This window comes from Denitrobaculum tricleocarpae (assembly GCF_007004665.1).
GTDB classification, from domain to species: Bacteria; Pseudomonadota; Alphaproteobacteria; order Kiloniellales; family Kiloniellaceae; genus Denitrobaculum; species Denitrobaculum tricleocarpae.
The window spans coordinates 477,116-499,196 of sequence record NZ_ML660052.1 but is presented as its reverse complement, the minus strand read 5'-3'; the positions used below and the strand labels follow the sequence as shown (position 1 = coordinate 499,196).

The 22,081-nt window shown below is 60.4% G+C and carries 22 protein-coding genes and 1 tRNA gene; 9 read left to right on the top strand and 14 right to left on the bottom strand.

Annotated elements, in window-relative coordinates; genetic code table 11:
* Nucleotides 1-113 precede the first annotated feature (113 nt).
* The 3 genes from FKG95_RS02255 to rsmD are packed head-to-tail and all read left to right on the top strand — an operon-like array spanning nt 114 to nt 2,653.
* A complete protein-coding gene (locus FKG95_RS02255) occupies nt 114-872 on the top strand; it encodes a gamma-glutamyl-gamma-aminobutyrate hydrolase family protein (RefSeq protein WP_142894675.1) in 759 nt (252 codons plus the stop codon).
* Complete coding sequence (locus FKG95_RS30375) at nt 865-2,118, top strand: pseudouridine synthase (protein WP_142894674.1); 1,254 nt, start codon at nt 865-867, stop codon at nt 2,116-2,118. The genes FKG95_RS02255 and FKG95_RS30375 overlap by 8 nt, the downstream gene beginning before the upstream one ends.
* Nucleotides 2,093-2,653 carry a 16S rRNA (guanine(966)-N(2))-methyltransferase RsmD gene (gene rsmD / locus FKG95_RS02245; RefSeq protein ID WP_142894673.1) on the top strand — a complete coding sequence of 187 codons (561 nt, stop codon included), beginning with the start codon at nt 2,093-2,095 and terminating at the stop codon, nt 2,651-2,653. Before FKG95_RS30375 ends, rsmD begins: the two co-directional genes overlap by 26 nt.
* Before the next feature lie 13 nt (nt 2,654-2,666).
* On the opposite strand, the gene FKG95_RS02240 is transcribed toward rsmD, so the two are convergent.
* The 10 genes from FKG95_RS02240 to FKG95_RS02195 all read right to left on the bottom strand — a co-directional run bounded on the left by FKG95_RS02240 (nt 2,667) and on the right by FKG95_RS02195 (nt 15,806).
* Nucleotides 2,667-3,914, bottom strand: coding sequence for an MFS transporter (locus FKG95_RS02240; RefSeq protein ID WP_142894672.1), 1,248 nt, complete (start codon nt 3,912-3,914; stop codon nt 2,667-2,669).
* A 6-nt stretch (nt 3,915-3,920) separates the two neighbouring features.
* Nucleotides 3,921-5,858 (bottom strand): DNA mismatch repair endonuclease MutL, encoded by a 1,938-nt coding sequence (mutL, locus tag FKG95_RS02235; protein WP_142894671.1) that lies wholly within the window; start codon nt 5,856-5,858, stop codon nt 3,921-3,923.
* A gap of 168 nt (nt 5,859-6,026) precedes the next feature.
* Complete coding sequence (locus tag FKG95_RS02230; protein ID WP_218940044.1) at nt 6,027-7,418, bottom strand: M16 family metallopeptidase; 1,392 nt, start codon at nt 7,416-7,418, stop codon at nt 6,027-6,029.
* 14 nt (nt 7,419-7,432) lie between these two features.
* Nucleotides 7,433-8,815, bottom strand: coding sequence for a M16 family metallopeptidase (locus FKG95_RS02225; protein ID WP_218940043.1), 1,383 nt, complete (start codon nt 8,813-8,815; stop codon nt 7,433-7,435).
* A 325-nt stretch (nt 8,816-9,140) separates the two neighbouring features.
* Nucleotides 9,141-9,719, bottom strand: coding sequence for a DUF3035 domain-containing protein (locus tag FKG95_RS02220; RefSeq protein WP_142894670.1), 579 nt, complete (start codon nt 9,717-9,719; stop codon nt 9,141-9,143).
* A gap of 133 nt (nt 9,720-9,852) precedes the next feature.
* Nucleotides 9,853-10,335, bottom strand: a complete 483-nt coding sequence (gene lspA, locus FKG95_RS02215; protein ID WP_342779189.1) for a signal peptidase II — start codon at nt 10,333-10,335, stop codon at nt 9,853-9,855.
* Between the two features lie 56 nt (nt 10,336-10,391).
* Entirely contained in the window at nt 10,392-13,232 is a 2,841-nt protein-coding gene (ileS, locus tag FKG95_RS02210; RefSeq protein ID WP_142894669.1) for an isoleucine--tRNA ligase, read from the bottom strand.
* A gap of 73 nt (nt 13,233-13,305) precedes the next feature.
* Complete coding sequence (locus FKG95_RS02205; protein ID WP_142894668.1) at nt 13,306-14,268, bottom strand: bifunctional riboflavin kinase/FAD synthetase; 963 nt, start codon at nt 14,266-14,268, stop codon at nt 13,306-13,308.
* Nucleotides 14,269-14,495: 227 nt separating this feature from the next.
* Nucleotides 14,496-14,939: a MaoC family dehydratase gene (locus FKG95_RS02200; RefSeq protein WP_142894667.1), complete on the bottom strand. Its 444-nt coding sequence runs from the start codon at nt 14,937-14,939 to the stop codon at nt 14,496-14,498.
* Between the two features lie 510 nt (nt 14,940-15,449).
* Nucleotides 15,450-15,806 (bottom strand): arsenate reductase, encoded by a 357-nt coding sequence (locus FKG95_RS02195; protein WP_142894666.1) that lies wholly within the window; start codon nt 15,804-15,806, stop codon nt 15,450-15,452.
* 434 nt (nt 15,807-16,240) lie between these two features.
* Here FKG95_RS02195 and FKG95_RS02190 point away from each other — a divergent pair, with 434 nt between their 5' ends.
* Nucleotides 16,241-16,888 (top strand): class I SAM-dependent methyltransferase, encoded by a 648-nt coding sequence (locus tag FKG95_RS02190; protein ID WP_142894665.1) that lies wholly within the window; start codon nt 16,241-16,243, stop codon nt 16,886-16,888.
* A gap of 34 nt (nt 16,889-16,922) precedes the next feature.
* On the opposite strand, the gene FKG95_RS30415 is transcribed toward FKG95_RS02190, so the two are convergent.
* Nucleotides 16,923-17,078: an AraC family transcriptional regulator gene (locus FKG95_RS30415; protein ID WP_425456737.1), complete on the bottom strand. Its 156-nt coding sequence runs from the start codon at nt 17,076-17,078 to the stop codon at nt 16,923-16,925.
* On the opposite strand from FKG95_RS30415, the gene FKG95_RS30090 reads away from it, so the two are divergent.
* Nucleotides 17,013-17,282 carry a hypothetical protein gene (locus tag FKG95_RS30090; protein WP_246116656.1) on the top strand — a complete coding sequence of 90 codons (270 nt, stop codon included), beginning with the start codon at nt 17,013-17,015 and terminating at the stop codon, nt 17,280-17,282. The genes FKG95_RS30415 and FKG95_RS30090 overlap by 66 nt on opposite strands.
* Here the strand turns inward: FKG95_RS30090 and FKG95_RS02180 are convergent.
* Together FKG95_RS02180 and FKG95_RS02175 are read right to left on the bottom strand one after the other, a co-directional pair.
* Nucleotides 17,264-17,569 (bottom strand): hypothetical protein, encoded by a 306-nt coding sequence (locus FKG95_RS02180; RefSeq protein ID WP_142894664.1) that lies wholly within the window; start codon nt 17,567-17,569, stop codon nt 17,264-17,266. The two genes, FKG95_RS30090 and FKG95_RS02180, sit on opposite strands and share 19 nt — an antisense overlap.
* A gap of 250 nt (nt 17,570-17,819) precedes the next feature.
* A tRNA-Leu gene (locus FKG95_RS02175) sits at nt 17,820-17,906 on the bottom strand.
* Nucleotides 17,907-18,616: 710 nt separating this feature from the next.
* Here FKG95_RS02175 and FKG95_RS02170 point away from each other — a divergent pair.
* A complete protein-coding gene (locus tag FKG95_RS02170; RefSeq protein ID WP_142894663.1) occupies nt 18,617-19,168 on the top strand; it encodes a cold-shock protein in 552 nt (183 codons plus the stop codon).
* A 289-nt stretch (nt 19,169-19,457) separates the two neighbouring features.
* On the opposite strand, the gene FKG95_RS02165 is transcribed toward FKG95_RS02170, so the two are convergent.
* Complete coding sequence (locus FKG95_RS02165; protein WP_142894662.1) at nt 19,458-19,868, bottom strand: nuclear transport factor 2 family protein; 411 nt, start codon at nt 19,866-19,868, stop codon at nt 19,458-19,460.
* Between the two features lie 285 nt (nt 19,869-20,153).
* Between FKG95_RS02165 and FKG95_RS02160 the strand changes: the two genes are divergently transcribed.
* The 3 genes from FKG95_RS02160 (at nt 20,154) to FKG95_RS02150 (ending at nt 22,028) form a co-directional block, all read left to right on the top strand.
* Entirely contained in the window at nt 20,154-20,735 is a 582-nt protein-coding gene (locus FKG95_RS02160) for a YqaA family protein (RefSeq protein ID WP_142894661.1), read from the top strand.
* A 166-nt stretch (nt 20,736-20,901) separates the two neighbouring features.
* Nucleotides 20,902-21,420, top strand: coding sequence for a disulfide bond formation protein B (locus FKG95_RS02155; protein WP_142894660.1), 519 nt, complete (start codon nt 20,902-20,904; stop codon nt 21,418-21,420).
* 20 nt (nt 21,421-21,440) lie between these two features.
* On the top strand, nt 21,441-22,028 hold the full coding sequence (locus FKG95_RS02150; RefSeq protein WP_142894659.1) for a demethoxyubiquinone hydroxylase family protein: 588 nt from the start codon (nt 21,441-21,443) through the stop codon (nt 22,026-22,028).
* Nucleotides 22,029-22,081 lie beyond the last annotated feature (53 nt).

The following is a 22,081-nucleotide window of genomic DNA, read 5'->3' as shown; positions in this document are numbered from 1 at the left end:
TATGCTAATTATAGTCTTTTCCGGGCTTGGTCAAGACGAAGGCGCGACGCTCTCAAGCAGCAGAGGCAAAGCGCGCTATTGCTCCGGCCTGCCGGCGCGCCTACATTCGCGCCATGTCCGACAATCTCTCCCCGAACCGGCCCGTCGTGGGTCTTACCCTGGATTCCGAAGAGGCCGGTGGCTGGTCGAAGTTTCCCTGGTATGCGCTGCGGCAGAACTACTGTGCCGCAGTCGTGAAGGCGGGCGGCCTGCCGATCGCCCTGCCGCATGAACCGGATCTCGCCGAACACTATCTTGCGCAGCTTGACGGCCTGATCGTTACGGGCGGCGCCTTCGATGTCGATCCGGCACTCTTCGGCGCCAACGCCCGGCATGAGACGGTGACCACAAAGACCCGGCGCACGGACTTTGAGCTGGCGATCACGCGCGGTGCTCTTGCACGTGATATCCCGGTTCTGGGAATCTGCGGTGGTCAGCAGCTCCTGAACGTAGTCCTGGGTGGCACACTCATTCAGCATATTCCCGATGAGATCGCGGAACCTCTTGCCCACGAGCAACCCAATCCGCGCGATGAAGCCGGGCACGAGGTGACACTGCTCGACGGCGGCCTCCTGCACCAGATCTGCAAGACCAGGATCCTCGCGGTGAACTCGGCCCACCATCAGGCCGTGAAGTCGGTTGGCCCGGGTGTCATCGTCAATGCAACGGCCGGTGACGGTGTGATCGAGGGCATCGAAGCCCCGGCTTATCGTTTCTGCCTCGGCGTGCAGTGGCATCCCGAGTTTTCGATTTCCCCGGGCGACGACGCGATCCTGAATGCCTTTATCAGCGCCAGCCGTGCGCGAGACGAAAGACACGCAATTCATGCCTAGCAAGAGACAAGGGGCCGGTAAGAAACGAGACGCCCGCAAGACAACGGCTCCAAGTGCGAAGTCCGGAAACGTACGCCCCGCCAAGGCAAGTACGTACGAGAAAACACCGCGCACGCAGAACACTGTTTTCAAAACACCAAAGGACGACCAGCCCCACGCCGCCAAAGCGTCAAAAGGCGAGCGCATCGCGAAGATCATCGCGCGCGCCGGGCTCTGCTCCCGCCGGGATGCGGAACGCTGGATTGCTGAGGGACGGGTGAAGCTCGACGGCAAAACACTCGACACCGCCGCCGTCGTGGTCACTCCGGATCAATCGATCGTCGTTGACGGCCAGCCCCTGCCCGCCCCGGAGCAGACCCGCGTCTGGCGCTTTCACAAACCCAGGGGCGTGATGACGACGCGCAAAGATCCCGAAGGCCGGCCGACGGTCTTCGACGGCCTGCCGCGCGATCTGCCGCGTCTGGAGCCTGTCGGGCGTCTGGATTACAACTCAGAAGGTCTTCTGCTCTTCACCAATGACGGTGAGCTCAAGCGCAAGCTCGAACTGCCTTCCACCGGCTGGTCCCGCCGCTACCGGGTGCGGGTCCATGGCCGGGTCGATCCGGCTCAGATCAAGGCGCTGGAAAAAGGCATCACGGTCGAGGGTGTCAATTACGGCCCGATTCAAGCCCAGCTGGAGCACCAGGCGGCCAGCAATGCCTGGCTTGCCATGACCCTGCGCGAGGGAAAGAACCGGGAAATCCGGCGGATCTGCGAACACCTGGGCCTGACCGTCAACCGGCTGATCCGGGTCTCCTACGGCCCCTTTCAGCTCGGCGACCTGGCACCGGGCAAGATCGAGAGCATCCCGGCGCGCATTTTGCGCGACCAGCTGGGTGTCGAGAGCAGAGACGCCGCACCTGCGTCCACAGCGCCGGATGGGAAGCCGACCCGCACGACCAGGCCTGCCCGCAACAAGGTAAAGGCTGGACTGAAAGGCAAAGCGGGCGGCGAAAAACCAGGCACTGCGAAAACGAGTCCGGGGCGAACAAGCGCCGGCCGACCGCCGGCAAAATCAAAACCGCGCCTGCCAAAAGGCGCAACGGACCTCACCGATGCCACGACCAGGAAAACCAAAGGCGGAGGACGCAAAAGCAGCACGAACAGCCGCAAGCTGAGCAGCAAAGCGGCCACGCGCACGTCAAAAACGCCTGCGGCACCAGCGAAGCGGGGAGGTAAAAATGCGAATCGTCGGCGGACGACATAGGGGACGGCCCATCGATGCACCGGACGGACTTACCGTCCGCCCGACTGCGGACCGCACCCGGGAATCCATGTTCAACATTCTCTGCCAGGGTAAACTCGCCGAAGAGGGCAATCCGCTGATCGACGCGCAGGTGCTGGATGCCTTCGCGGGCACTGGTGCGCTGGGACTCGAGGCGCTGTCCCGCGGCGCTGCCAAAGTCACCTTCCTGGAAAACCTCGCGGCTTCGCTTACCGCCTGCCGCGCGAACGTAAAGTCCCTGGGTGAGGAAAACACCAGCGACGTCTTGCAGGCCGATGTATTGCGTCCGCCGCCCGCGCGTGAAGCCTGCTCGATCATCCTGATGGATCCGCCCTACAATCAGGACCTGCCGCGCCCCGCGATCCTGGCCCTGGACGCCGCCGGCTGGATCGCACCTGCTGCACTCGTGGTCGTGGAACTCATGGCGCAGGAGTCCTTCGAGGTGCCGGAAGGTTTCGAGGAACTGGACAATCGAAAGTACGGAAAAGCCCGCTTGATCTTTCTGCGCAAGCTTTAGGACGACGCGTGTTTCAAACAGCGTCGTCCGCCGTCTGTACCCGCCGCCGTAAGTTCTCCGCGAGAAAGAACACCACCGCCATAAAGCAGGCACCGGCGATATAGGGCCAGTCTGGTCCGATCTTCTGAAACAGGAATCCGGCCCAGAGGGGACCGACCACGCGGGCAAGGCTGCTGGCCGCCTGGCCCATCCCGAGGGCCACACCGGCAATCTCGGGCCGGCTGAGCTGCGTAATCAGGCTTTGGATCGAGGGGTTGCCCAGACCGAAGCCCGCCGCGAGACACGCAATGGCGAGCAGAACCTGGGTCACAGTCGTCGCACTGGGCACCAGAGCCATGCCGACGCCCAGCAGGATCGAGGAGAAGACGATCAGCCGCGCTTCACCGAAGCGCCGGGTCAGGGGACCGAGTAATCCAGCCTGAAAGATCACCGCAACCACGCCCGCAAAAGCAAAGAGGTATCCGACTTCCCGCGCTTCCCAACCGAAGGCAACGTCGGCCCAAAGCGCCAGGGTCGATTCCATATGGGCAAAGACAAAGCCGACCAAAAAGAGAATAACCGTCACCAGCGCAAGGTTCGGATAGTACAGCGCACGCAGGGACTCAATCATCCGATCCACCAGCGACCGGCCCAGCGCGGATGCACGTGCCGCATCGGCGGCGGCCACGCGCTCTGCCTTGGAGCTGATCTTGTGGGATTCGGGCAGGAAAAACAGCGCAAAAAAGAAAGCCGTCATGGAGAAGCTGGCTGCAAGAAGCGGCGGAAAAAAGTAATCCGGACCGGTCGCGGTCTCATCGAACAGCATGGCCGTAACGTTCAGCTCCGACAGGTATCCGCCGAAGCTCGCGCCGACGATAAAACTCATGGCGAAAGCGGCGCCCAGGATCCCCATCCCTCTCGCCCGGCGCTCCGGCGTCGTGATATCCGCCACGTAGGCTGGGGCTGCGGAGAGATCGCCGCTCAGCGCACCCGCCAGGGCGCGCGCCGCCACCAGAACCCAGAAGGACTGCGCAAACGCCAGCATCAGGAACGCGGTCGTGGTGGCGGCAAAGCTGATCAGCAGGACGGGTTTGCGGCCCCAGCGGTCACTCGCCCGACCCCAGAGCGGCGCTGCGAAGAGCTGCATCAGCGAATAGCTCGCGATCATCACCGTGACTTCGAGCGGCGAGGCCTCCAGACGCAAGGCCATGAAGGTCAGCAGCGGCACGATCAGGCCGAACCCGAGCAGGTCGATAAAAATACAGGTAAAAAGACGCGCCATAGGGGATTAACGGCGCCCGAAGAGTTTTTCGATGTCGGCGAGTTGCAGCTCGACGTAGGTCGGGCGGCCGTGATTGCACTGCCCGGAATGCGGCGTCGCTTCCATCTGCCGCAGCAATGCGTTCATCTCCTCCCCGTTGAGTTTGCGGCCTGCCCGCACCGACCCGTGGCAGGCCATGGTGCCGCAGACATGCTCCAGCTTCTCGCGCAGCGCCAGGGCTTCGCCAAGTTCCGCCAGTTCGTCGGCCAGATCCCGCAAAAGGCCCTGAACATCAACTTCACCCAGCAGCGCCGGCACCTCCCGCACCACCACGGCGCCCGGGCCGAAAGCTTCCAGATGCAGGCCGAGTTCCGCCAGTTCCTCCGCGCGGGCGGTCAGCCGCTCGACCGCCGTTTCCTCCAACTCGATCACTTCGGGAATCAGCAGCATCTGGCGTGCAACGCCGGTCTTCTCAAGCTGCTCCTTCATGCGCTCGTAAACCAGGCGCTCGTGCGCCGCATGCTGATCGACGATGACAATGCCGTTGCGGGTCTGCGCGATGACATAGGTGCCGTGAAGCTGCGCGCGCGCCGCGCCCAGGGGATAGGCTTCAAGCCCCTCCTGTTCCGCTGTGCCGGCAGTACCGCCACCAAAGCCGGGGGCGCCACCCTGCCCCTCGTAGTCCGGCATCGCCTGCGGTGAGGTATTGGCTCCGGGCGCCGCATCGAAACCGGGCAGCGGGGCATGATAGCCGGAAACCGCCTCCGACATGCCTGAAGGCAAGCGACCAGCGCCCTGCCAGCTATAATTGCCCTGGAATTGCCGTGGCGCAGTGCTTACGCCGGCACCCGGCGTGAAAGATCCCAGGGCCGCCGAGGCGACCGTGGTCGAGGCCCGGTGCCCGGCGGCGGCCAGGGCATGTTTACAGGCCCCGACGATCAGCCCCCGCACCAGCCCCGCCTCCCGGAAGCGCACTTCGGTCTTCGCGGGATGCACATTGACGTCAACCATCTCCGCGGGCAGGTCCACGAACAAGGCGACAAGCGGATGGCGGTCGCGCGCGAGAAAATCCTGATAGGCCCCGCGGACCGCGCCGTGCAGCAGCTTGTCGCGCACGGGCCGGCCATTCACGAAGAGATACTGATGCTGGGCGTTCCCCCGGTTCAAGGTCGGCAGGCCGATGTAGCCGGAAAGCCGCACGCCTTCCCGTTCCGCTTCGATCGGCAAAGCGTTGTCGGAGAATTCATGGCCCATTACCGCCGAGAGCCGCTTCAAACGGCTTTCGAAGAGGTCACCGCTGGCGGGTGCCAGGCGAATGATACGGCGGTTCTCATCCGACAGGGTGAAGCCGATTTCCGGATGCGCCATGGCAAGACGGTTGATGGCATCCTGCGCGTGGTTGATCTCGGTCCGCGCCGTCTTCAGGAACTTCAGGCGTGCCGGCGTCGCATAGAAGAGCTCGCGGACTTCTATGCGTGTCCCCGGCGCTTGCGCCGCGGGCACCGCGGGCAGAACGCTGCCGCCCTCGACGCTCAGGCTCCAACCCTCTTCGCTGCCCGGCGGGCGGCTGCTGACCGTCATGCGTGACACGGCGCCGATCGAAGGCAGGGCCTCGCCGCGAAAACCCAGTGTCCTGATATCGACCAGATCATCGGCAGGCAGTTTCGAGGTCGCGTGGCGCTCGACCGCCAGCATCAGCTCTTCCGCCGTCATGCCGCAACCGTCGTCCACGACGGAGAGAAAAGCCCGTCCGCCGTCGCGCATCACCACATCGATATGGCGCGCCCCGGCATCGATGGCGTTTTCGACCAGTTCCTTGACCGCGGCCGCCGGCCGCTCGATGACTTCGCCCGCCGCGATCTGATTGACCAGCGTGTTGGGCAGGCGGCGCAATACCCGGCGTTGCAGGCCTTCCTCTGCGCCCTGGCCGGTCGTCAGATTGATGTCTTGGTCAGCTGTGGTCATGTCGTCGCTTTACGCTGGAGCAGGCGTCCGAATCGCCTTGCCTGCGAGGAACGTAAAACTAACAGGGAAGCAGGCGGTCAAAAAGCCGTTTCCTGCTCAGAAACAACAAGGGCCAGCGCATTCACAGCACTGACCCTTACCGCACAGATAACTGTTCGTGTCAGAGGGTCAGGAACTGCCGTCCGGCGCCGCACGGGTGGCGGTGACATTCTCGGGGCGCCCCACCACCACGACGGTCAGAGCCTCCGGCTTGAAGAGTTCCGCCGCGACGCGCTGTGCCTGCTCCAGGGTCACCGCCTCGATGTAGCTGTTACGCCGCTCGAGGTAATCGATACCGAGACCCTGGATCTGCATACCGAGCATCATGCCCGCGATCCGGTCCGATCCGGAGAGGCGCAGCGGGAAGGATCCGGTCAGAAAGGTCTTGGCGTCGGCAAGATCCTGGGCGCTTGGCCCCTCCTCCGCCATCCGTTTCCACTCCGCCTTAATGATCTCCAGTGATTCCGACACCCGGGCGTTTTGCGTCGCAACCCCGCCGACCAGCAGAGCCGCATGATCCAGCGGGTTAAGATAGCTGTAGACCGAGTACGCCAGACCGCGCTTCTCGCGAACTTCCTCATAGAGCCGTGAGGACATCCCCCCGCCACCCAGGATGTAATTCACCACATAGGCCGCGTAGTAGTCCGGGTCGCTACGTTTCACGCCCTGATGCCCGAAGGTGACCACACTCTGCGGCAGGTTCTTGTCGACCACAATGACATCCCCGGTACCAGCGACCGCAACGTCGGGAACGACGGGCAAATCCGAGGTCGCCGGAAGTTCGCCGAAAGTACGGTCCAGCAGAGTCGCGAGTTCTTCCGGCGTCACACTACCGATTACAGCGATCTTCAGCCGATCCAGAGAGAAGCGTTCGCGCACCAGCGCACGCATATCCCCGACGGTGATCGCCGGGACGGTCTCAACGGTGCCTCCGCTTGAGCGACCATAGGGGTGATCATCGAAGAACAGCGTCCGAAGCGCCTTACCCGCGATCGCATCCGGCGACTCCTTTTCGCGTTCCAGGCCAACCATGATCTGGCTGCGGATGCGCGCGACAGCCTCCTCGTCGAAACGGGGCGAAGTCAGGGCAAGGCGCGCCAGGTTAAAGGCCAGATCCTTGGTCTCCGCCAGGGTGCGCAGAGATCCAGAAAACTCGTCCCGCCCCGCGTTGAAGCTCAGACCGATTGAGTTTTCATCCATGAGCCCGCGAAAGCCCTGGGAGTCGAGTTCTCCCGCGCCTTCATCGATCAGCGCAGCCGTCATAGTCGAGAGCCCGGCCTTGTCGGCCGGATCCAAAGCGGCACCGCCCTTGAACGAGAACTCCATGGCGATGATAGGATTCCGGTGATCCTGGACCAGCCAGGCCTCGATACCGCCCGGGCTGACCACCCGTTCGATTTCAACTGCGGCCGATACCGGCGCGGCCGCGGCAAGCACCAGTGCGAAGCCAGCCGCCAGTCCGGAGAGGGTTTTTTCCATGCTTGGCAGCACCGAGGACGCCGAGAGGTTTGAGAGTTTCATAAATCTATCCCGTTTCACGACGTCGGTTTCGGCAGAAGGAGGCCAGTCACGGAACTTTCATCCCTGAAGACGGCGCGGGCGGCAGCCAACACCTGTTCGAGAGTCACGCCATCGATCAGGTCCGGCCAGCTTTCGATTTCCTCGATGGTCCGGCCCGTGGCCAGCGAGATACCGATGATACGCGGCGCGGTTCCCAGATTATCACGGGCGTAGACCGACTCGGCGCGCTTGCGGCGCTTGGCTGACGCCAGTTCCTTGGCTGTGATACCATCCTTTAGAACAGCATCGATTTCAGCTCGCAATGCCGCTTCCAGCGCCTCAAGCTCAACACCCGGCTGAGGTGAGGCATAAAAGTTGAAGTCACTCAGATCCAGCGCGCTCGCGCTGTAGCGGCTGCCGACCGAAACCGCGAGCTTTTTGTCGACCACGAGAGACTTGTAGAGCCGGCTGGTGGACCCGCCGCTCAAGACTTCATCCAGCACCTGCAATGCATAGGCATGTTCGGTCTCACCCCTGCGGTAACTGGGGGCCAGATAGGTCATGGCAAGCAAGGGCTGGCGGACCCTCGGGCTCTCATGGATCACCCGGCGCGCCGAGGTCTGCGGGGGCTCTTCAATCCGCACCCGCTCCGGCACATCACGCGCCGGGATAACGCCGTAATATTTCTCCGCAAGTGGCCGGACCTCCTCGGCCGTCACATCACCGGCGACGATCAGGATCGCGTTATTCGGCGCGTACCATTTGCGGTAAAAGGCCAGAGCCGTCTCGGTGTTCAGAGCCTCGATCTCATGCTGCCAGCCGATAACCGGCAGACGGTAGGGATGGTTCAGATAGAGTGCCGCCTGCATCGTCTCGAAAAGCTTGGCACTTGGATTGTTGTCTGTCCGGCTGCGGCGCTCCTCGATCACCACGTCCCGCTCCGACGCCACGACGTCATCGGTCAGAACCAGGTTGGTCATCCGGTCCGCCTCATGCTTCATCATGATTTCCAGGCGGTCGCGCGCGATGGTCTGGAAGTAGGCCGTGTAGTCCTGGCTGGTAAAGGCGTTCTCACGTCCGCCGTTCAGTTGAATGATCTCGGAGAACTCACCCGGCGCCAGCGTCTTGGTGCCTTTGAAGAGCAGATGCTCAAGGAAGTGGGCATTACCGGACTCACCCGCGGATTCATCCGCTGCGCCGACCTTGTACCAAACCATATGGGTCACGATCGGTGCCCGGTGGTTCGGCACCACCACGACCTGCATCCCGTTATCCAAAGTGAAGGTTTCCGGATCGAAAACCCGGGCGGCAGCCTGTCCGGCCATCCAAACAATGGCACCCAGAACGGCGAAAGACAGAGCCAGAACTTGAAGCCAGGAGGGAAGTCGGAGCGGCGTCGAGCGTGAAGTTGGGGGCATGGCTTTCCCGGAAAAAAAGCGAATGGAAGGGCGAGGTCGACCGGTATCAGGTTAGCGAATTATGGTTAATATGGCGTTTACTTTCAGCGCCTCAAGCAAAGGCGCGAGTTCAGAGCATCACATATGCTTGAATTCCAGCAGGTCAATGCGAATGGCTTGCATTAAAAGCTCCAGAGATCAAACTGCGGGAACTCAATACCCAGGAGATCAAAACGCGATTGGATCAAGAGATTGCGCCGTGCGTAAAGAAAAGGCCAGCCCAACGCAAAGTCGGGCGGGCCTTGGAATTTTACAGCTAACCTGCGGAAGGCAGCATGTTGGGCGCTTAAAAGATACCTTCCAGGAAGGCTTTCTCTTCGCGGACAATCGTCGGGGTCTCACCTGATGTTACAGAGCGCCCCAGCGCGGCATTCTCACGGATCCGTTGAGATTCGCCTTCCGCATCGATCACCTCACCCGGCGGCGGCTGGTCCCGCCAGAACACCAGATCATTGACGAAGCTGTCATTTTCCTCGTTTAGGCGGCCTGTTTCGCGGTCCACGATCTGACGAATTCCCGGCTCGGCCTTGTCGGCTCCGGCGGCCATCAGAAGCGAACGTTCGCCAAGGGAGCGACCGTCGGCCGGAATACGCTCGTCCAACGTCGGACCTGTGGCATTGTCCGCACGAAAGACAGCGCGTTTGGCCCGATCTGTGGCAGTGCCTTCCTGAGGACGCACAGCGCCGGGCTCAGGCGGGCGCAGCGTAAACTCCGGTGGCAGGCTCAACGGCGCACGGGACACCACGCGGAACTCGTCCGGCGACTGTTTGTTCAGCCCCAGTTCGGAGCGGACATTTTCACAGGCAGTGAGCGACAGCGCCGCGCCAGCCAGGCAGAAAATGCGAAATGACTTTGTCAGAAACATAACGTTCCTCCCACTACAGCGTTTTGCGTTTGCCTTGAGCAACGAGGTTTAAAAGTTTGCGTTCGAAATCAGCTCTGTGCTGATCGAGAGTCTGCGAACGCTGGGTCAAATCAAACGCAATCTGCTTTAATCCTTACCTTTTACCCTCACTGACGCCGCCAAACAAGCTGGCAAACATCAGGACGGCGACACCCAGGAAGATCGCGGTATCTGCAACATTGAAAGCCGGCCAGTGCCAGCCGGCCAGGTGGAAGTCCAGAAAGTCCACCACCATGCCGATCCTAAGCCGGTCAATCACATTGCCGATCGCACCGCCAACCACCAGCCCCACGGCAAGGGCATTGGCCTTCTGATCCTGTTCACGCAGCCAAACCAGCAGCGCAACGACGATAACGGCAGCCACAGCACTCAGAATGTAAGGCATTATGGCCGCGTCATTACCGAAGAGGCCGAAGCTGACGCCCCGGTTGAAAGCCAGAACGATGTTGAAAAAGCCCGTTATTTCAAAAGTCTGGACCGGCTGCATCACGACTTCGAGGATCAGCCACTTTGTGAACTGATCAAGAGCGCACACAACGACAGCCAGAATGGCGGTCAGCTTATACATCTGGCTCATCAGGGGGATATTCCAACACTCAAACCCTATTCAGTGCTCCAGCTCGCGGAAAGCCCCTACTCAGCAGCCGCACGATAATACTGGACCGCATCGGCGCAGCGCGCACAGGTTCCCGGCGCACTCTCGAAGCTTCCAACTTCGGGAAGGATCTTCCAGCAGCGCTCGCACTTGCCGCCCTCCGCCATTTCCACCTTCACACCGACGCCGGCAACATCTTCCAGAGTAAAGGCGTCTTCCGGCGGGGTTCCGGCAACCAGAGCCAGGTCAGATGTAATGGCGATATCTGCCATATCAACCGTACTTACCGCTTCCATCAGTTCAGGGCGACCAATCGTCACAACAGGCTTGGCCTGAAGGCTTGACCCCAGGCGCTTGCCCGCCCGTTCCAGCTCGATCGCGCCGGTTACGACACGGCGAACTTCGCGGATTGCATACCATTTTTCCGCCAGCGCAGCATCGTGCCACTCGGCAGGAACATCCGGGAAGAGCCGCAGATGCACGCTCTCCTCGGGACCGGTTCCCCGTGCCAGCCAGGCTTCTTCCGCCGTGAAGCAGATGATCGGCGCCAGCCAGGTCACCAGGCAGTTGAAGGCATGGTCGATGACCGTACGGCAGGCCCGGCGCTGCTGGGAATCCGGACGGTCGCAGTAGAGCGTGTCCTTGCGGATATCGAAGTAAAAGGCAGAGAGATCGACCGCGCAGAAGTTATGCAGGCTCTTGTAAAGGTCATGGAAATCATAGCCTTCACAGCCCTTGCGTACCTGCCGGTCCAGTTCGTTGAGCCTGTGCAGCACCCAGCGCTCCAGCTCGGGCATCTCTTCCGCGGGCAGGCGCTCCTCTTCGGAGAAGCCTTCCAGCGCACCCAGCATGAAGCGAAGGGTGTTGCGCAGGCGGCGGTAGGCGTCGACCTGATAGCGCAGGATCTTGGGTCCAACCCGCAGATCGGCCGTGTAATCGGACGCCACCACCCAAAGGCGGATGATATCCGCGCCACTCTCGTTCATGACATCCTGCGGATCGATGCCGTTCCCGAGGGACTTGGACATCTTATGACCTTTCTCATCCATCAGGAAGCCATGGGTCAGGACCGCGTCGTAGGGCGCGCGTCCGCGCGTACCGGAAGATTCCAGCAGCGACGACTGGAACCAGCCGCGATGCTGGTCGGAGCCTTCGAGATAGAGCGAAGCCGGCCATTGCAGTTCGGGCCGGGCTTCCAGCACGAAAGAGTGCGTGCAGCCGGAATCGAACCAGACCTCGACCACGTCGGTGATCTGCTCGTAGTCCTCGGCGTTGTAATCGTTGCCCAGGAAGCGCGAAGGATCGCTGTTGAACCAGGCATCGCCGCCCTCTTCCTCAAAGGCTTTCGCCACCCGCTCGACGACGGCGGCGTCACGCAGGGGTTCGCCGCTGGCCTTCTCGACGAAGATCGGCAGAGGCACACCCCAGAGCCGCTGGCGGGACACGCACCAGTCCGGCCGGTTCTCGACCATAGACAGCAGACGCGTTCGGCCCGACGCAGGCACAAAGGTGGTGTCCTCGATGGCTTTCACCGCATTTTTCTGCAGATCGTTGGTTTCCATCGAAATGAACCACTGCGGCGTATTGCGGAAGATGAGGGGCGCTTTCGAGCGCCAGGAATGGGGATAGCTGTGGCGCAGGCTGCCCTTGGCGATCAGCGAACCGGCCTCCATCAATGCGCCGATCACCTTGCCGTTGGCGTCGCCCTCCTTGCCCTCACTAGTATAGACAACTGAACCGGCAAAGAGCGGGACATGCGCAAAGAAGCTGCCGTCCGCATCCACGGTCTGGGGGATTTCGAGACCGTTGGCCTTACCCAGTTCGAAGTCGTCCGCGCCATGACCCGGCGCAATGTGCACAAACCCGGTGCCCGCTTCCGTGGTCACGAAGTCGCCATTCAGGACCGGTGCGCCCGCGTCATACCCGGCGGACGCCAGCGGGTGATCGCAGCGCAGGCCCAGAAGCTCGGAACCAACCCCCTGCCAGAAGACCTCGTGCTCGGTGATTTCGCACTTTTCGGCGAAGGCGGCATAGAGTTCCTTGGCAAGCAACAGCTTCTCGCCGACCTTGGCGCGGCTCTTCTCGCCGACAGCCTTGACCTCGACCCCGATGTAATCGAACTCGGGCCCACAGGCGACTGCGCGGTTGCCGGGGATGGTCCAGGGCGTCGTGGTCCAGATGACCACCGAAGCGCCCTTCAGATTGTCCGGGCCCTCGACGACCGGGAAGCGCACCCAGATCGTCGGCGACTTGTGATCGTGATATTCGACCTCGGCGTCGGCCAGCGCGGTCTTCTCCACCACCGACCAAAGCACCGGCTTGGCCCCGGCATAAAGGCCGCCATTCATCAGAAACTTGCCGATTTCGCGCACAATCTGGGCTTCGGCGGCAAAGTTCATGGTGGTGTAAGGCTCTTCCCAGTCGCCTTCAACGCCCAGCCGCTTGAACTCCTGTGTCTGGATCTTGACCCATTTTTCGGCGAACTCCCGGCATTCCCGGCGGAATTCGAGGACCGGAACCTCATCCTTGTCCTGCCCGCGCTCCCGGTAACCTTCTTCGATCTTCCATTCGATCGGCAGGCCGTGGCAATCCCAGCCCGGCACGTAGTGGGCGTCCTTGCCCAGCATCTGCTGCGAGCGGTTGATGATGTCCTTCAGCACCTTGTTCAGGGCATGCCCCATGTGGAGGTGGCCGTTGGCATAGGGCGGTCCATCATGAAGAATGAACTTCTCACGCCCCTTGGACTCCTCGCGCAGCCGCTTGAAGAGGCCAATTTCCTCCCAGCGCGCAAGGATTTCGGGTTCGCGTTTCGGCAAGCCGGCACGCATCGGAAAATCCGTGCGCGGCAGGAATACGGTTGATTTGTAGTCAACGCTCATCGCGAGACTCTCTCTTGTTGCATCATCGAAAAGTAGCTGCCGGCACAGGCGGCTAACCGGACTTCTCCGGCTGTTACGCCGGGATCTCGGCCAGTCTTAGGCGCGCCTGCTCGCAGTCGGAGGTGATTTGTGCCTTTAAACTGTCCAGGCCGTCAAACTTCTTTTCCCCGCGCAGGAATTCGATCAACTGGACCCGGAGAAAGCGGCCGTATAGATCTTCGTTAAAATCGAAAAGATGAACCTCGAGCTGGACCCTGCTGCCGTCAACCGTCGGCCGCCGCCCCAGGTTCGCAATGCCATCGACCCAGCGATAGACATCGCCGACCGCATCACCGCCTTCCCGCATGCCCGCGCGCACTGCATAGACCCCAAGGCTGGGATGCATATAGGCTTCCATGGAAATATTGGCGGTCGGGAAACCTATGGTACGGCCCCGCTTGTCGCCGTGAAGGATCATGCCATCGACCTCCCAGGGCCGCCCCAACAGGGCTGCCGCGCCGGCCAGATCACCGGCTTTCAAGCATTCCCGGATCCGTGAAGAGGAGTAAATCTCAGCATCGTCCGTCTTCACCACCTCGGTAACCGTGACGCCGAAACCAAGCTCTGCGCCCCGCTCCGTCAAGAGCGCGGCATTGCCGCTGCGCTTGTGGCCGAAGCAAAAATCCCAGCCCACCACGATGTGATGGGCGCCCAGATCAGACTGGAGGACAGAAGTCATGAAGTCCTCGGCGCTGCGCCTGGAAAACTCCGGCGTAAAGTCCAGAACAAAGACGTGATCAACCCCCACGGCCTTGAGGGCCTCGACCTTTGCCGGCAGGGGGGTCAGACGAAAAGGCGGCAGATTGGGTTGGAAGACGGAACGCGGGTGCGGCTCGAAGGTCAGAACCGCAAGCGGCGCGTCCAGTCGCTGGGCAACCGCGCGCGCCTGAGCCAGCACGGCCTGGTGCCCCAAATGCACACCGTCGAAGTTCCCGATTGCGACCACCGCACCGCGGGCCTTCGCCGGTACACTCCTGGAACTGTGAAATATCGTCATTCGCCTTGTCCGCTCCCGGTTATCGCCCCGGATTGCCACAAACCCACCCAAACCGCCACTGATTTAGCACCGTCCGGCGCCAGGTCATCATCCGAACCCAATACAATGGCTGGAGAACCGACCATAACGCGCAATGAGGGGAGAGGATAGGGAATGACCGGCGGCGCTCTCACGCGCCGACGATAGTTCAGCTACAGGTGAAAAACACGGGGTCTCGGGCGGAATCTTTACGCCGCTTCCACATCTGCCCGGCGGCTGACCATCAGCATGGCATCGCCGTCGATAACGACCTTGTCCTCAACGCTGCAGACCGTATCGAAGACGACCCGGCATTTGGCCTCGTTGATTTCACGCACCGTCACGCGGGCCGTCACGGTGTCTCCCGCTTTCACCGCCGCTTTAAAGCGCAGGTTCTGACTCATGTATATACAACCCGGGCCCGGCAGTTTTGTGCCGAAAACGGTGGAAACGAAGCTGGCAGACAGCATCCCGTGGGCGATGCGATCCCCAAACATGGTCTTGTTTGCGAAGCTCGCGTCAAGATGCACCGGGTTCGTGTCACCGGAAATGCCTGCAAACATCACGATGTCGGCGTCGGTCACCGTCTTCGCGAAAATCGCCGTCATGCCGACGCTCAGATCTTCCAGGTAGTACCCGTGTTTCTCTCGCATAGCTTTATCCACAGATTGGCAACGCAGGTTGCACTTTCACAAAAAGAAATATTATTACTTAAATCTTTTTCATAACGTAACTTTACGAAAGACAATCTAGTACCATTGGTAACAAGACTGCAACCTTCTTTTCGCACCTGCACAATTTTATTGCGATGGCAGGCTCCAGGGACCGGGAATGCAGCTCAGTCTGATAAGAATAGCCCTTGAGGATTGGGTTTCCATTAACGGAGGCATGAGACGGACACCGCTCAGCACCCGGTGCAACGTCCAGGCACGCTTCAAGGCTGTTTTCTCGCCCGGACAGGCATGCGGCCTTTTTCCACAGCAGCCGGCATGCCATCAGACTCAATCGGCGGGATCGCGGCGTTTCAACTGCCGGGCCACGTCGGCACTCACCTCATCGCACTGCAGCAAAAACTCGGCTGCATTCAATTCAACAGCTGAAGCACCAGAACCCTACGCCCGCGGTTCGAAGAGCACGGCCCATCCGATGAGACGAAGGGTGTTTCAGCCAGCGCAGAGTTTTTCCAGGCGCTCTTTCGCCGCGGCGTCAAATCCAACGACGACCTCACCCGATACCTCAAATACCGGGCGTTTGATCAGGGTCGGCTGTTCCAGCATCAGACGTTTTACCTTGCCTTCATCGAGATCCTCCCGCTCCGCTTCCGGGAGTTTGCGCCAGGTGGTGCCACGCCGGTTTAAGAGCTTTTCCCAGCCTGCGGACTGTAACCATCTTGTGACCTCGGCCTCACTCAAACCGTCGGCGCGCAGGTCATGAAAACTGTGTTCGCGCCCCTGGGCCTTGAGTGCTTTGAGTGCATTGCGGCAGGTGTCGCAATTCTTGATACCGTAGACAGTGATCATAGAGAAAGCCTTGTTTTGAGGGGTTTTAGGCAGGTGCGATTCGCGTGAGGCAAACAGCATTCCCCACGCCACGCAAACAGGCAAGTCCATTAGCAACCGGGGCATTCCGCTTGCGCTCGACAGTTCGCCCGGGCCTCTTTTAGAATAGGCGCAACGCAGGTGTACGTTCTTGTAATGCGTCCGTACGGCCCCAGATTCAGATCACAACGAGGTACCGTCACAAAAGCAATACTGGACTTTTATACCCGAAGCATGATTCAAGTTAAGATGTTGGATATTATGCGATTCGCCGCCCGGCAGCCCCAATTTGATCAGAAAACTTTTTTTGGGCAGGTACATTGTTTTTGCAGCGATTGAAATTACCACAGGCCTTCTCAGCGGTACGTAACAACGCCGGCTTTCAAGCCCGTCATGGAGATGGAACGCAGAGCGACATGAAACCGACCCGCAGCAGGGCGAACTGGCTGTTTTTTAGGCAGTGGTTACGCAATCCCTTTTCGATCGGCGCGGTGATGCCAAGCGGCCGGGAGTTGGCCAATGCCATGGCAGAGGCCAGTGACAGTGACTCCGGCCGCTTTGTTGTTGAGCTCGGCGGCGGCACCGGCAACATTACCCAGGCTTTGCTGGATAGCGGCCTCCCCGCCGAACGGCTGATTGTGATCGAGCGCGACCGGCGGCTTTACCGGGTTTTGGCCGCACGCTTTCCCGAGATACGCATTTTGAACATGGATGCCGTGCAGGCGCTCGAAGTCCTCAACGAAGAATGCCACGGCAAAGTCGGATCCGTTGTCTCCGGCCTGCCGCTCCTCTCGATGCCACCGGAATTCCAGGAGCAGCTGCTGGCGGAAAGCTTCAAGCTGCTGGGCAAAAACGGCGACTTTATCCAGTTTACCTACGGACCGGTCTCGCCCGTCTCTCAACGGCGGCTCGGAAAGCTCGGACTGCGTGCTCAAAAGGTGTCACGCGCCCGGCTGAATATTCCGCCCGCGTCCGTGTGGCGCTTCGTCCGCATCAGCGAATGGCTGCAGGCCACGCGCGACGCAGCGCAGCGCAAGCAAAACCGCGCCGCCAACGCCGCCTAGCCGGCTTTGGGGTTCGCGAAGCTGCGTTAAAGCTTCAACTCGTGCGGTCGGACTGTTCTGCGGCCCGGTCGTTACCGGACGGTATTCCAAAAGCCGCTCTGAAAGCGCGGCGGAAGACCCTGCGATGATCGTACCCAAGCTGTTCGGCCACGCTCTTCACAGGCAGGTTCGAAGTCGCCACTATCTGCACGGCGCGGATCTGGCGCAGCTCCTTTACCAGATCTATCGGGCTGCAGCCGAATGTCTTGCCGGAAACGCTCGGCAAAAGTCTGATCAGGCTTTGAACTGGTCAGTCCATCTGGGCCATTTCCGGATCTTAGCCATTTCTGAGCCTGAGCCGGGGCGCATGCAAATGTGTGCACCCTTCGTGGCGGGTCAGGCGTTAAGCGCCTGACTGCAAGGCTGTTCTGGCTGAACCGAGATCTGGTCTTTGTCCGTGGCCACGATCGAGCGCGGGGCGTTGTTCACGCGGTCCCAATGGGCGTGGGTCACGCCCTGCGCAACCAGAGCCGCCTTAACTTCCCGCCAGATCTCCGGCGTCACCTGTCCATTACCGCCGATCAGTTCGGCCCAATCTCCACGCCGGTTTACCGTGCAGGAAAAATCATACTCGTCACCATGTCCGGAGAATTTCCGGCCCGCTCTAATAACCCCGGTCACCCACTCAATCTCTGCTGCCATCGTTTTCTCTGCGTCTCTTGAATTCATGCCCCAACGAACCGGCTTCGGCGGATCTGGGGCGGCCTTTGGATGAGCAGTCAGTGTGCGTGGTGGAGATTAACCAAGGCTTTCGTCAGCGGTGGCAAACTTGTGTCAAAACGGCGGTAAAAGTCGAGCCTCGCGCAGGACATAAGGCAACCGCAGCTCGGGCGAAGCGGCGGACACGGCTTTCGTTTTTGAGTGAATGACGCCCTAAGCGCCTGGAATTGAATGGTGCCCCCGGCCTGACTCGAACAGGCACGCCCGTGAAGGCAACAGATTTTGAGTCTGCCGCGTCTACCAATTCCGCCACGGGGGCCAGAGCCTGATCGCGCTAAACGAAAGCGCTCGCACCGGTTTCCGGATCAAGTTACCGGAAACCAACCCGCGTTCTTGGTGCTCTCATCAAGAACGACCCTGCTCGTGCGCGGCGATAATAGCCATGACATCCGGCTTGGCAATAGGCCAATGCGGCCGGAGCGGATTTTATCTTGGTATCCCGAGCCCGGGGTTCCGGTCCCGTATCCCCCCGTAACGGCGCACCTGGCGAATGCGGGAGGGTCCCGTCCTGTGGTGTGTAACGTCAAGTGCTATGGTATCGTTACCATGAATAGATCGCTGGTCATTTCTGATCGAAGTCCTTCCGCGTGCGGAACAAACCTTCACGGGACTCGCACTTGACTCTCGATAATTGGTAATTCTCCACAAGCTTTCGTGAGAATTTCAGTAGCTCTCGCACCACAAGTTGAGGTACAACTTAGCTAAAGGCTGTGGATTGTTGTCCAACAATTACAGCATTTCAGTGACTTAGCCGGAAACACCTCAGGGAAACAGCTTGAGACCCGGCAGCAAAATCGCTGATGTGCCGGTTGGATAGCTCTATGGCTATAACTTGAAGCAGTGCGGTCGTTACTTGGTTATTGAAATGCAAATACCTTCCGAGGGCTCTATTCGCGGAAAACAAGCGCGTGTAGGGAAGCCATGGGGGGTGCCAGTAATAGAGCGCCCATATGGGAGCTGTGTAGTAGAATGAACACCCATCGCAATTCTGATCGGATGGACGTGACCCACCGAGAAGTCAGTGCAGTGGTGAAGTGGTTTAATCCGACAAAGGGCTTTGGCTTCGTACAGCTTAGCGACGGTTCTCCGGATGCGTTTCTTCACATTTCGGCCGTAGAACGCGCCGGTCATCGCGATCTTCCTGACGGCACGACCCTTGTTTGCGATCTTTCCGCTGGCCAAAAAGGTCCGCAGGTGGCGCACATACATCACATTGAATCAATGCCCGACGTCCCGCCGCGCAGCAGTGGCGGCGATTATGGCGGCGGCGGCGGTGGTGGCGGTTACGGCGGCTTTGAAGATACTGGAAACGATGAAGTCGTCGAAGGCTCGGTGAAGTTCTTTAATGCCGAAAAAGGCTTTGGCTTCGTCGCACCGGACAATGGCGGGAAAGACGTCTTTGTGTCTGCCCGGACCCTGGAACGTGCAGGCGTCATGAACCTGGATCCTGAAGCACGAGTCCGCATGACGACGCGGATGGGGCAAAAAGGCCCAATGGCTTCCAGCGTAGAGCTGCTCTAGAAGCCAAACACTTCCCGGAAACCGCGTGTAGCGTGGTTTCATGCTCTCTCCAGGTAGGAGGGCCTATTTCTGCGTTCTCGGTAAAGCTGTGTTTAGGCAGACTCTGTGGCTGAAACAGTGCTGTACATCGGACTGCAGTTAGATTCCTGACTGTGCCGGATGCCGAGTGACAGCAAAAGCCATGCCCTGGCATATCTTTGGTTACTCTGAACGCCGGCAGGCGCTTTTTTTATACCGGAACGCGGCTGTCTTTGGCGATCCGCCCGATTTTCGCGCTTTGTGCGCTCCCTCACTGCAACGGACCGGTCTCGGTCTCTTCCTCCAGAGCAAGCGGAGAGACGTTACAGGGTCCCGCCTGATGATGAACCATGCGCCATTCACCGGCCTCGCGCGCGAAATAATTGGTCGCAACCAGGACGCTGTCTCCCACCTTTTCATAGCAAATGACAAAAGCGGTATCCTGGCCCGCGGCAAAGGCCTGCGCACCATGGCAGGAAACCTCGGGTGCATCGGGATTGGTCAGGATCGCCTCCCAGGAACCGAGCACTTCGTCCCGGCCGGAAATCGCAGGCCAGCCGGGATGCGCACAGGCGACCGGCAGATTTTCTGCCCACAGCTTCGCCATCATCGAGAGATCGCGCTGCCGGAATACGTGATAAAAGCTCTCGTTCAGGAACAGTACCTCGGCTTCGGCGTTCATACGCAGTCTCCTCCACCTCGTTCTGTTCCAGGGTCATCCCCCATCGCACCGCCCGATCCGGAAAACAGCATAGCAAATTTGGCCACGCCCCCCAACGGCTTCCATGACAAAACCCATCGGACCGTGACAAGGCGCGGTATGCGCACGTCTCGTCTGTTGCCCGTAACCGGACAAGCTGCTAAAGGGTCCGCACGCGAACCGGACACAGAACCTGTTCCACTTCCTTGCAGGGGCCAAAGGACGGTTCCTGCAAGGCATGATCCGATTTAGAGGGGATTACCAAGAGTGCTGCGACGTCTTTACGACTGGACCATGGATCTGGCCGCCCACCGCCATGCTCTCTGGGCCCTCGGGGCGATATCCTTCGTCGAATCCTCTTTTTTTCCCATTCCACCGGATGTGCTGATCATTCCGATGGTGTTGGCTGCGCGTGATCAGGCCTGGAAGATCGCGCTGATTGCCACCATAACCTCGGTTCTGGGTGGTCTGGCCGGCTACGGCATCGGTGTTTTCCTGTTCGACAGCGTGGGCCAGATGATCCTGGAGTTCTACGGCAAGGTCGACGCCTACGCGGATTTTCAGGTGCTCTACGCGGAATGGGGGGCCTGGATCGTCGCCGCGGCAGGCTTCACGCCGATTCCCTACAAGGTCTTCACGATTGCCAGCGGCGCCCTCAGCCTCGACCCCGCGGTCTTTACCTTCGCATCCGCGCTCTCCCGCGGCGCGCGCTTTTTCATCCTGGCCGGACTTCTCTGGTACTTCGGGCCGCCGATCAAAAGCTTTATCGAGAAGCATCTCCCCATTCTCGCAACTTTGTTTTTCGTAATGCTGTTTGCCGGCTTTCTCGCGATCCGTTACCTTTTCTAGCTTAAACGCGCAGATTCCGGCTCAGGCGCGCAGAAAGCTATGCCTGAATGCGTTCTCCACACCCGCCGCTACCTTTTGTAGCAGCGCCTTGAGAAGACTGGGAGACTGCGTCGCTTGGGGCTATAACTAAAGGCGTATGAGTTGCGATCACTGTTCCGGAGCCTGAATGTCTGCAATTGCTGAAACAAACCAGCTGTTTGAGAATCCGCGACTGATTCCGGCTGCGATCGTGGCGGTTTGCGTCGGAGCGCTGGGCAGTGCACTCGCCTCAGAGTATTGGGGGGGCCTGGATCCCTGCGTTCTTTGCATTTACCAGCGCTATGCCTATGTCGGCGCCATGACTTTGGGTCTGATCGGCCTGGTCCTCGCCCCGCGCGGAAAAGCCCTTAAAGCCGTTATTCTGCTTGCAGGGCTGGCCTTTTTGACCGGAGCCGGGATCGCCATGTTCCACGTCGGGGTCGAACAACACTGGTGGCGCGGCACCGAAGCCTGTCATGCGCCGGCCATCGATTTCAACGCCCCGATCGCGGAGATGCGCGAACAGCTTCTCGCCAAGCAGCCGGCAACCTGTGACACGATACCCTGGTCTTTTGCAGGTATTTCGATCGCGGGCTTCAATGTGATCGCCTCGCTCCTCTTCGCGGGGGGCTGCGTCTGGGCGGCACGCCGCGTCACTGAATCCTGAAGCAGCTGAAGGAGCCGGCAATGAAGGAAGATCAAGCAACAGCAGCGCCCGACAGTGCGGAAAAGCCGCATCACAGGCTGCCCGGCGACCTGCCCAAGGAAGAAGAACTGGCGCGCATGATCCGTGTGGATCAGGCCGGTGAGTATGGCGCCCGGCGGATCTACGAGGGCCAGCTTGCGGTCATGGGCCGGAACCATCCGAACGCCGCAACTGTGAAGCATATGCACGAGCAGGAGCTTCGGCACCTGGAAACCTTTGACCGGCTGGTTTGCGAACGCAGGATCCGTCCTACAGCCCTGCAGCCGATCTGGCACGTTGCAGGCTTCGCCCTGGGCGCGGCCACGGCGCTTATGGGCGACAAAGCCGCCATGGCCTGCACGGTGGCTGTGGAAGAAGTGATCGACGAGCACTACGCCGAACAATCCGCGCGCCTGGAAGACGATGAATCCGACCTGCGCGACACCATCGAGGAATTTCGGGCCGAAGAACTTGAGCATCGGGATACCGCGCTGGAGCACGGTGCGGCGCAGGCGCCCGGCTACGAAGTCTTGAGCGCTGCTATCAAGACCGGTTCGCGGCTCGCGATCTGGCTGTCCCAACGGGTGTAGGCACGACAATGCACATGGTGCAGCCTTCTGGCTTCAGTGCGGACACCTCATCC

Coding starts and splice junctions, on each gene's coding strand:
- FKG95_RS02220 (WP_142894670.1), bottom strand. CDS start 9,719: ATGTTTCTGACAAAGTCATTTCGCATTTTCTGCCTGGCTGGCGCGGCG.
- mutL (WP_142894671.1), bottom strand. CDS start 5,858: ATGACCACAGCTGACCAAGACATCAATCTGACGACCGGCCAGGGCGCA.
- ileS (WP_142894669.1), bottom strand. CDS start 13,232: ATGAGCGTTGACTACAAATCAACCGTATTCCTGCCGCGCACGGATTTT.
- FKG95_RS02200 (WP_142894667.1), bottom strand. CDS start 14,939: ATGCGAGAGAAACACGGGTACTACCTGGAAGATCTGAGCGTCGGCATG.
- FKG95_RS02180 (WP_142894664.1), bottom strand. CDS start 17,569: ATGGCAGCAGAGATTGAGTGGGTGACCGGGGTTATTAGAGCGGGCCGG.
- FKG95_RS02230 (WP_218940044.1), bottom strand. CDS start 7,418: ATGAAACTCTCAAACCTCTCGGCGTCCTCGGTGCTGCCAAGCATGGAA.
- FKG95_RS02205 (WP_142894668.1), bottom strand. CDS start 14,268: ATGACGATATTTCACAGTTCCAGGAGTGTACCGGCGAAGGCCCGCGGT.
- FKG95_RS30090 (WP_246116656.1), top strand. CDS start 17,013: ATGATCGTACCCAAGCTGTTCGGCCACGCTCTTCACAGGCAGGTTCGA.
- FKG95_RS02170 (WP_142894663.1), top strand. CDS start 18,617: ATGAACACCCATCGCAATTCTGATCGGATGGACGTGACCCACCGAGAA.
- FKG95_RS02165 (WP_142894662.1), bottom strand. CDS start 19,868: ATGAACGCCGAAGCCGAGGTACTGTTCCTGAACGAGAGCTTTTATCAC.
- FKG95_RS02195 (WP_142894666.1), bottom strand. CDS start 15,806: ATGATCACTGTCTACGGTATCAAGAATTGCGACACCTGCCGCAATGCA.
- rsmD (WP_142894673.1), top strand. CDS start 2,093: ATGCGAATCGTCGGCGGACGACATAGGGGACGGCCCATCGATGCACCG.
- FKG95_RS30375 (WP_142894674.1), top strand. CDS start 865: ATGCCTAGCAAGAGACAAGGGGCCGGTAAGAAACGAGACGCCCGCAAG.
- FKG95_RS02255 (WP_142894675.1), top strand. CDS start 114: ATGTCCGACAATCTCTCCCCGAACCGGCCCGTCGTGGGTCTTACCCTG.
- FKG95_RS02225 (WP_218940043.1), bottom strand. CDS start 8,815: ATGCCCCCAACTTCACGCTCGACGCCGCTCCGACTTCCCTCCTGGCTT.
- FKG95_RS02155 (WP_142894660.1), top strand. CDS start 20,902: ATGTCTGCAATTGCTGAAACAAACCAGCTGTTTGAGAATCCGCGACTG.
- FKG95_RS02240 (WP_142894672.1), bottom strand. CDS start 3,914: ATGGCGCGTCTTTTTACCTGTATTTTTATCGACCTGCTCGGGTTCGGC.
- FKG95_RS02150 (WP_142894659.1), top strand. CDS start 21,441: ATGAAGGAAGATCAAGCAACAGCAGCGCCCGACAGTGCGGAAAAGCCG.
- FKG95_RS02190 (WP_142894665.1), top strand. CDS start 16,241: ATGAAACCGACCCGCAGCAGGGCGAACTGGCTGTTTTTTAGGCAGTGG.
- lspA (WP_342779189.1), bottom strand. CDS start 10,335: ATGAGCCAGATGTATAAGCTGACCGCCATTCTGGCTGTCGTTGTGTGC.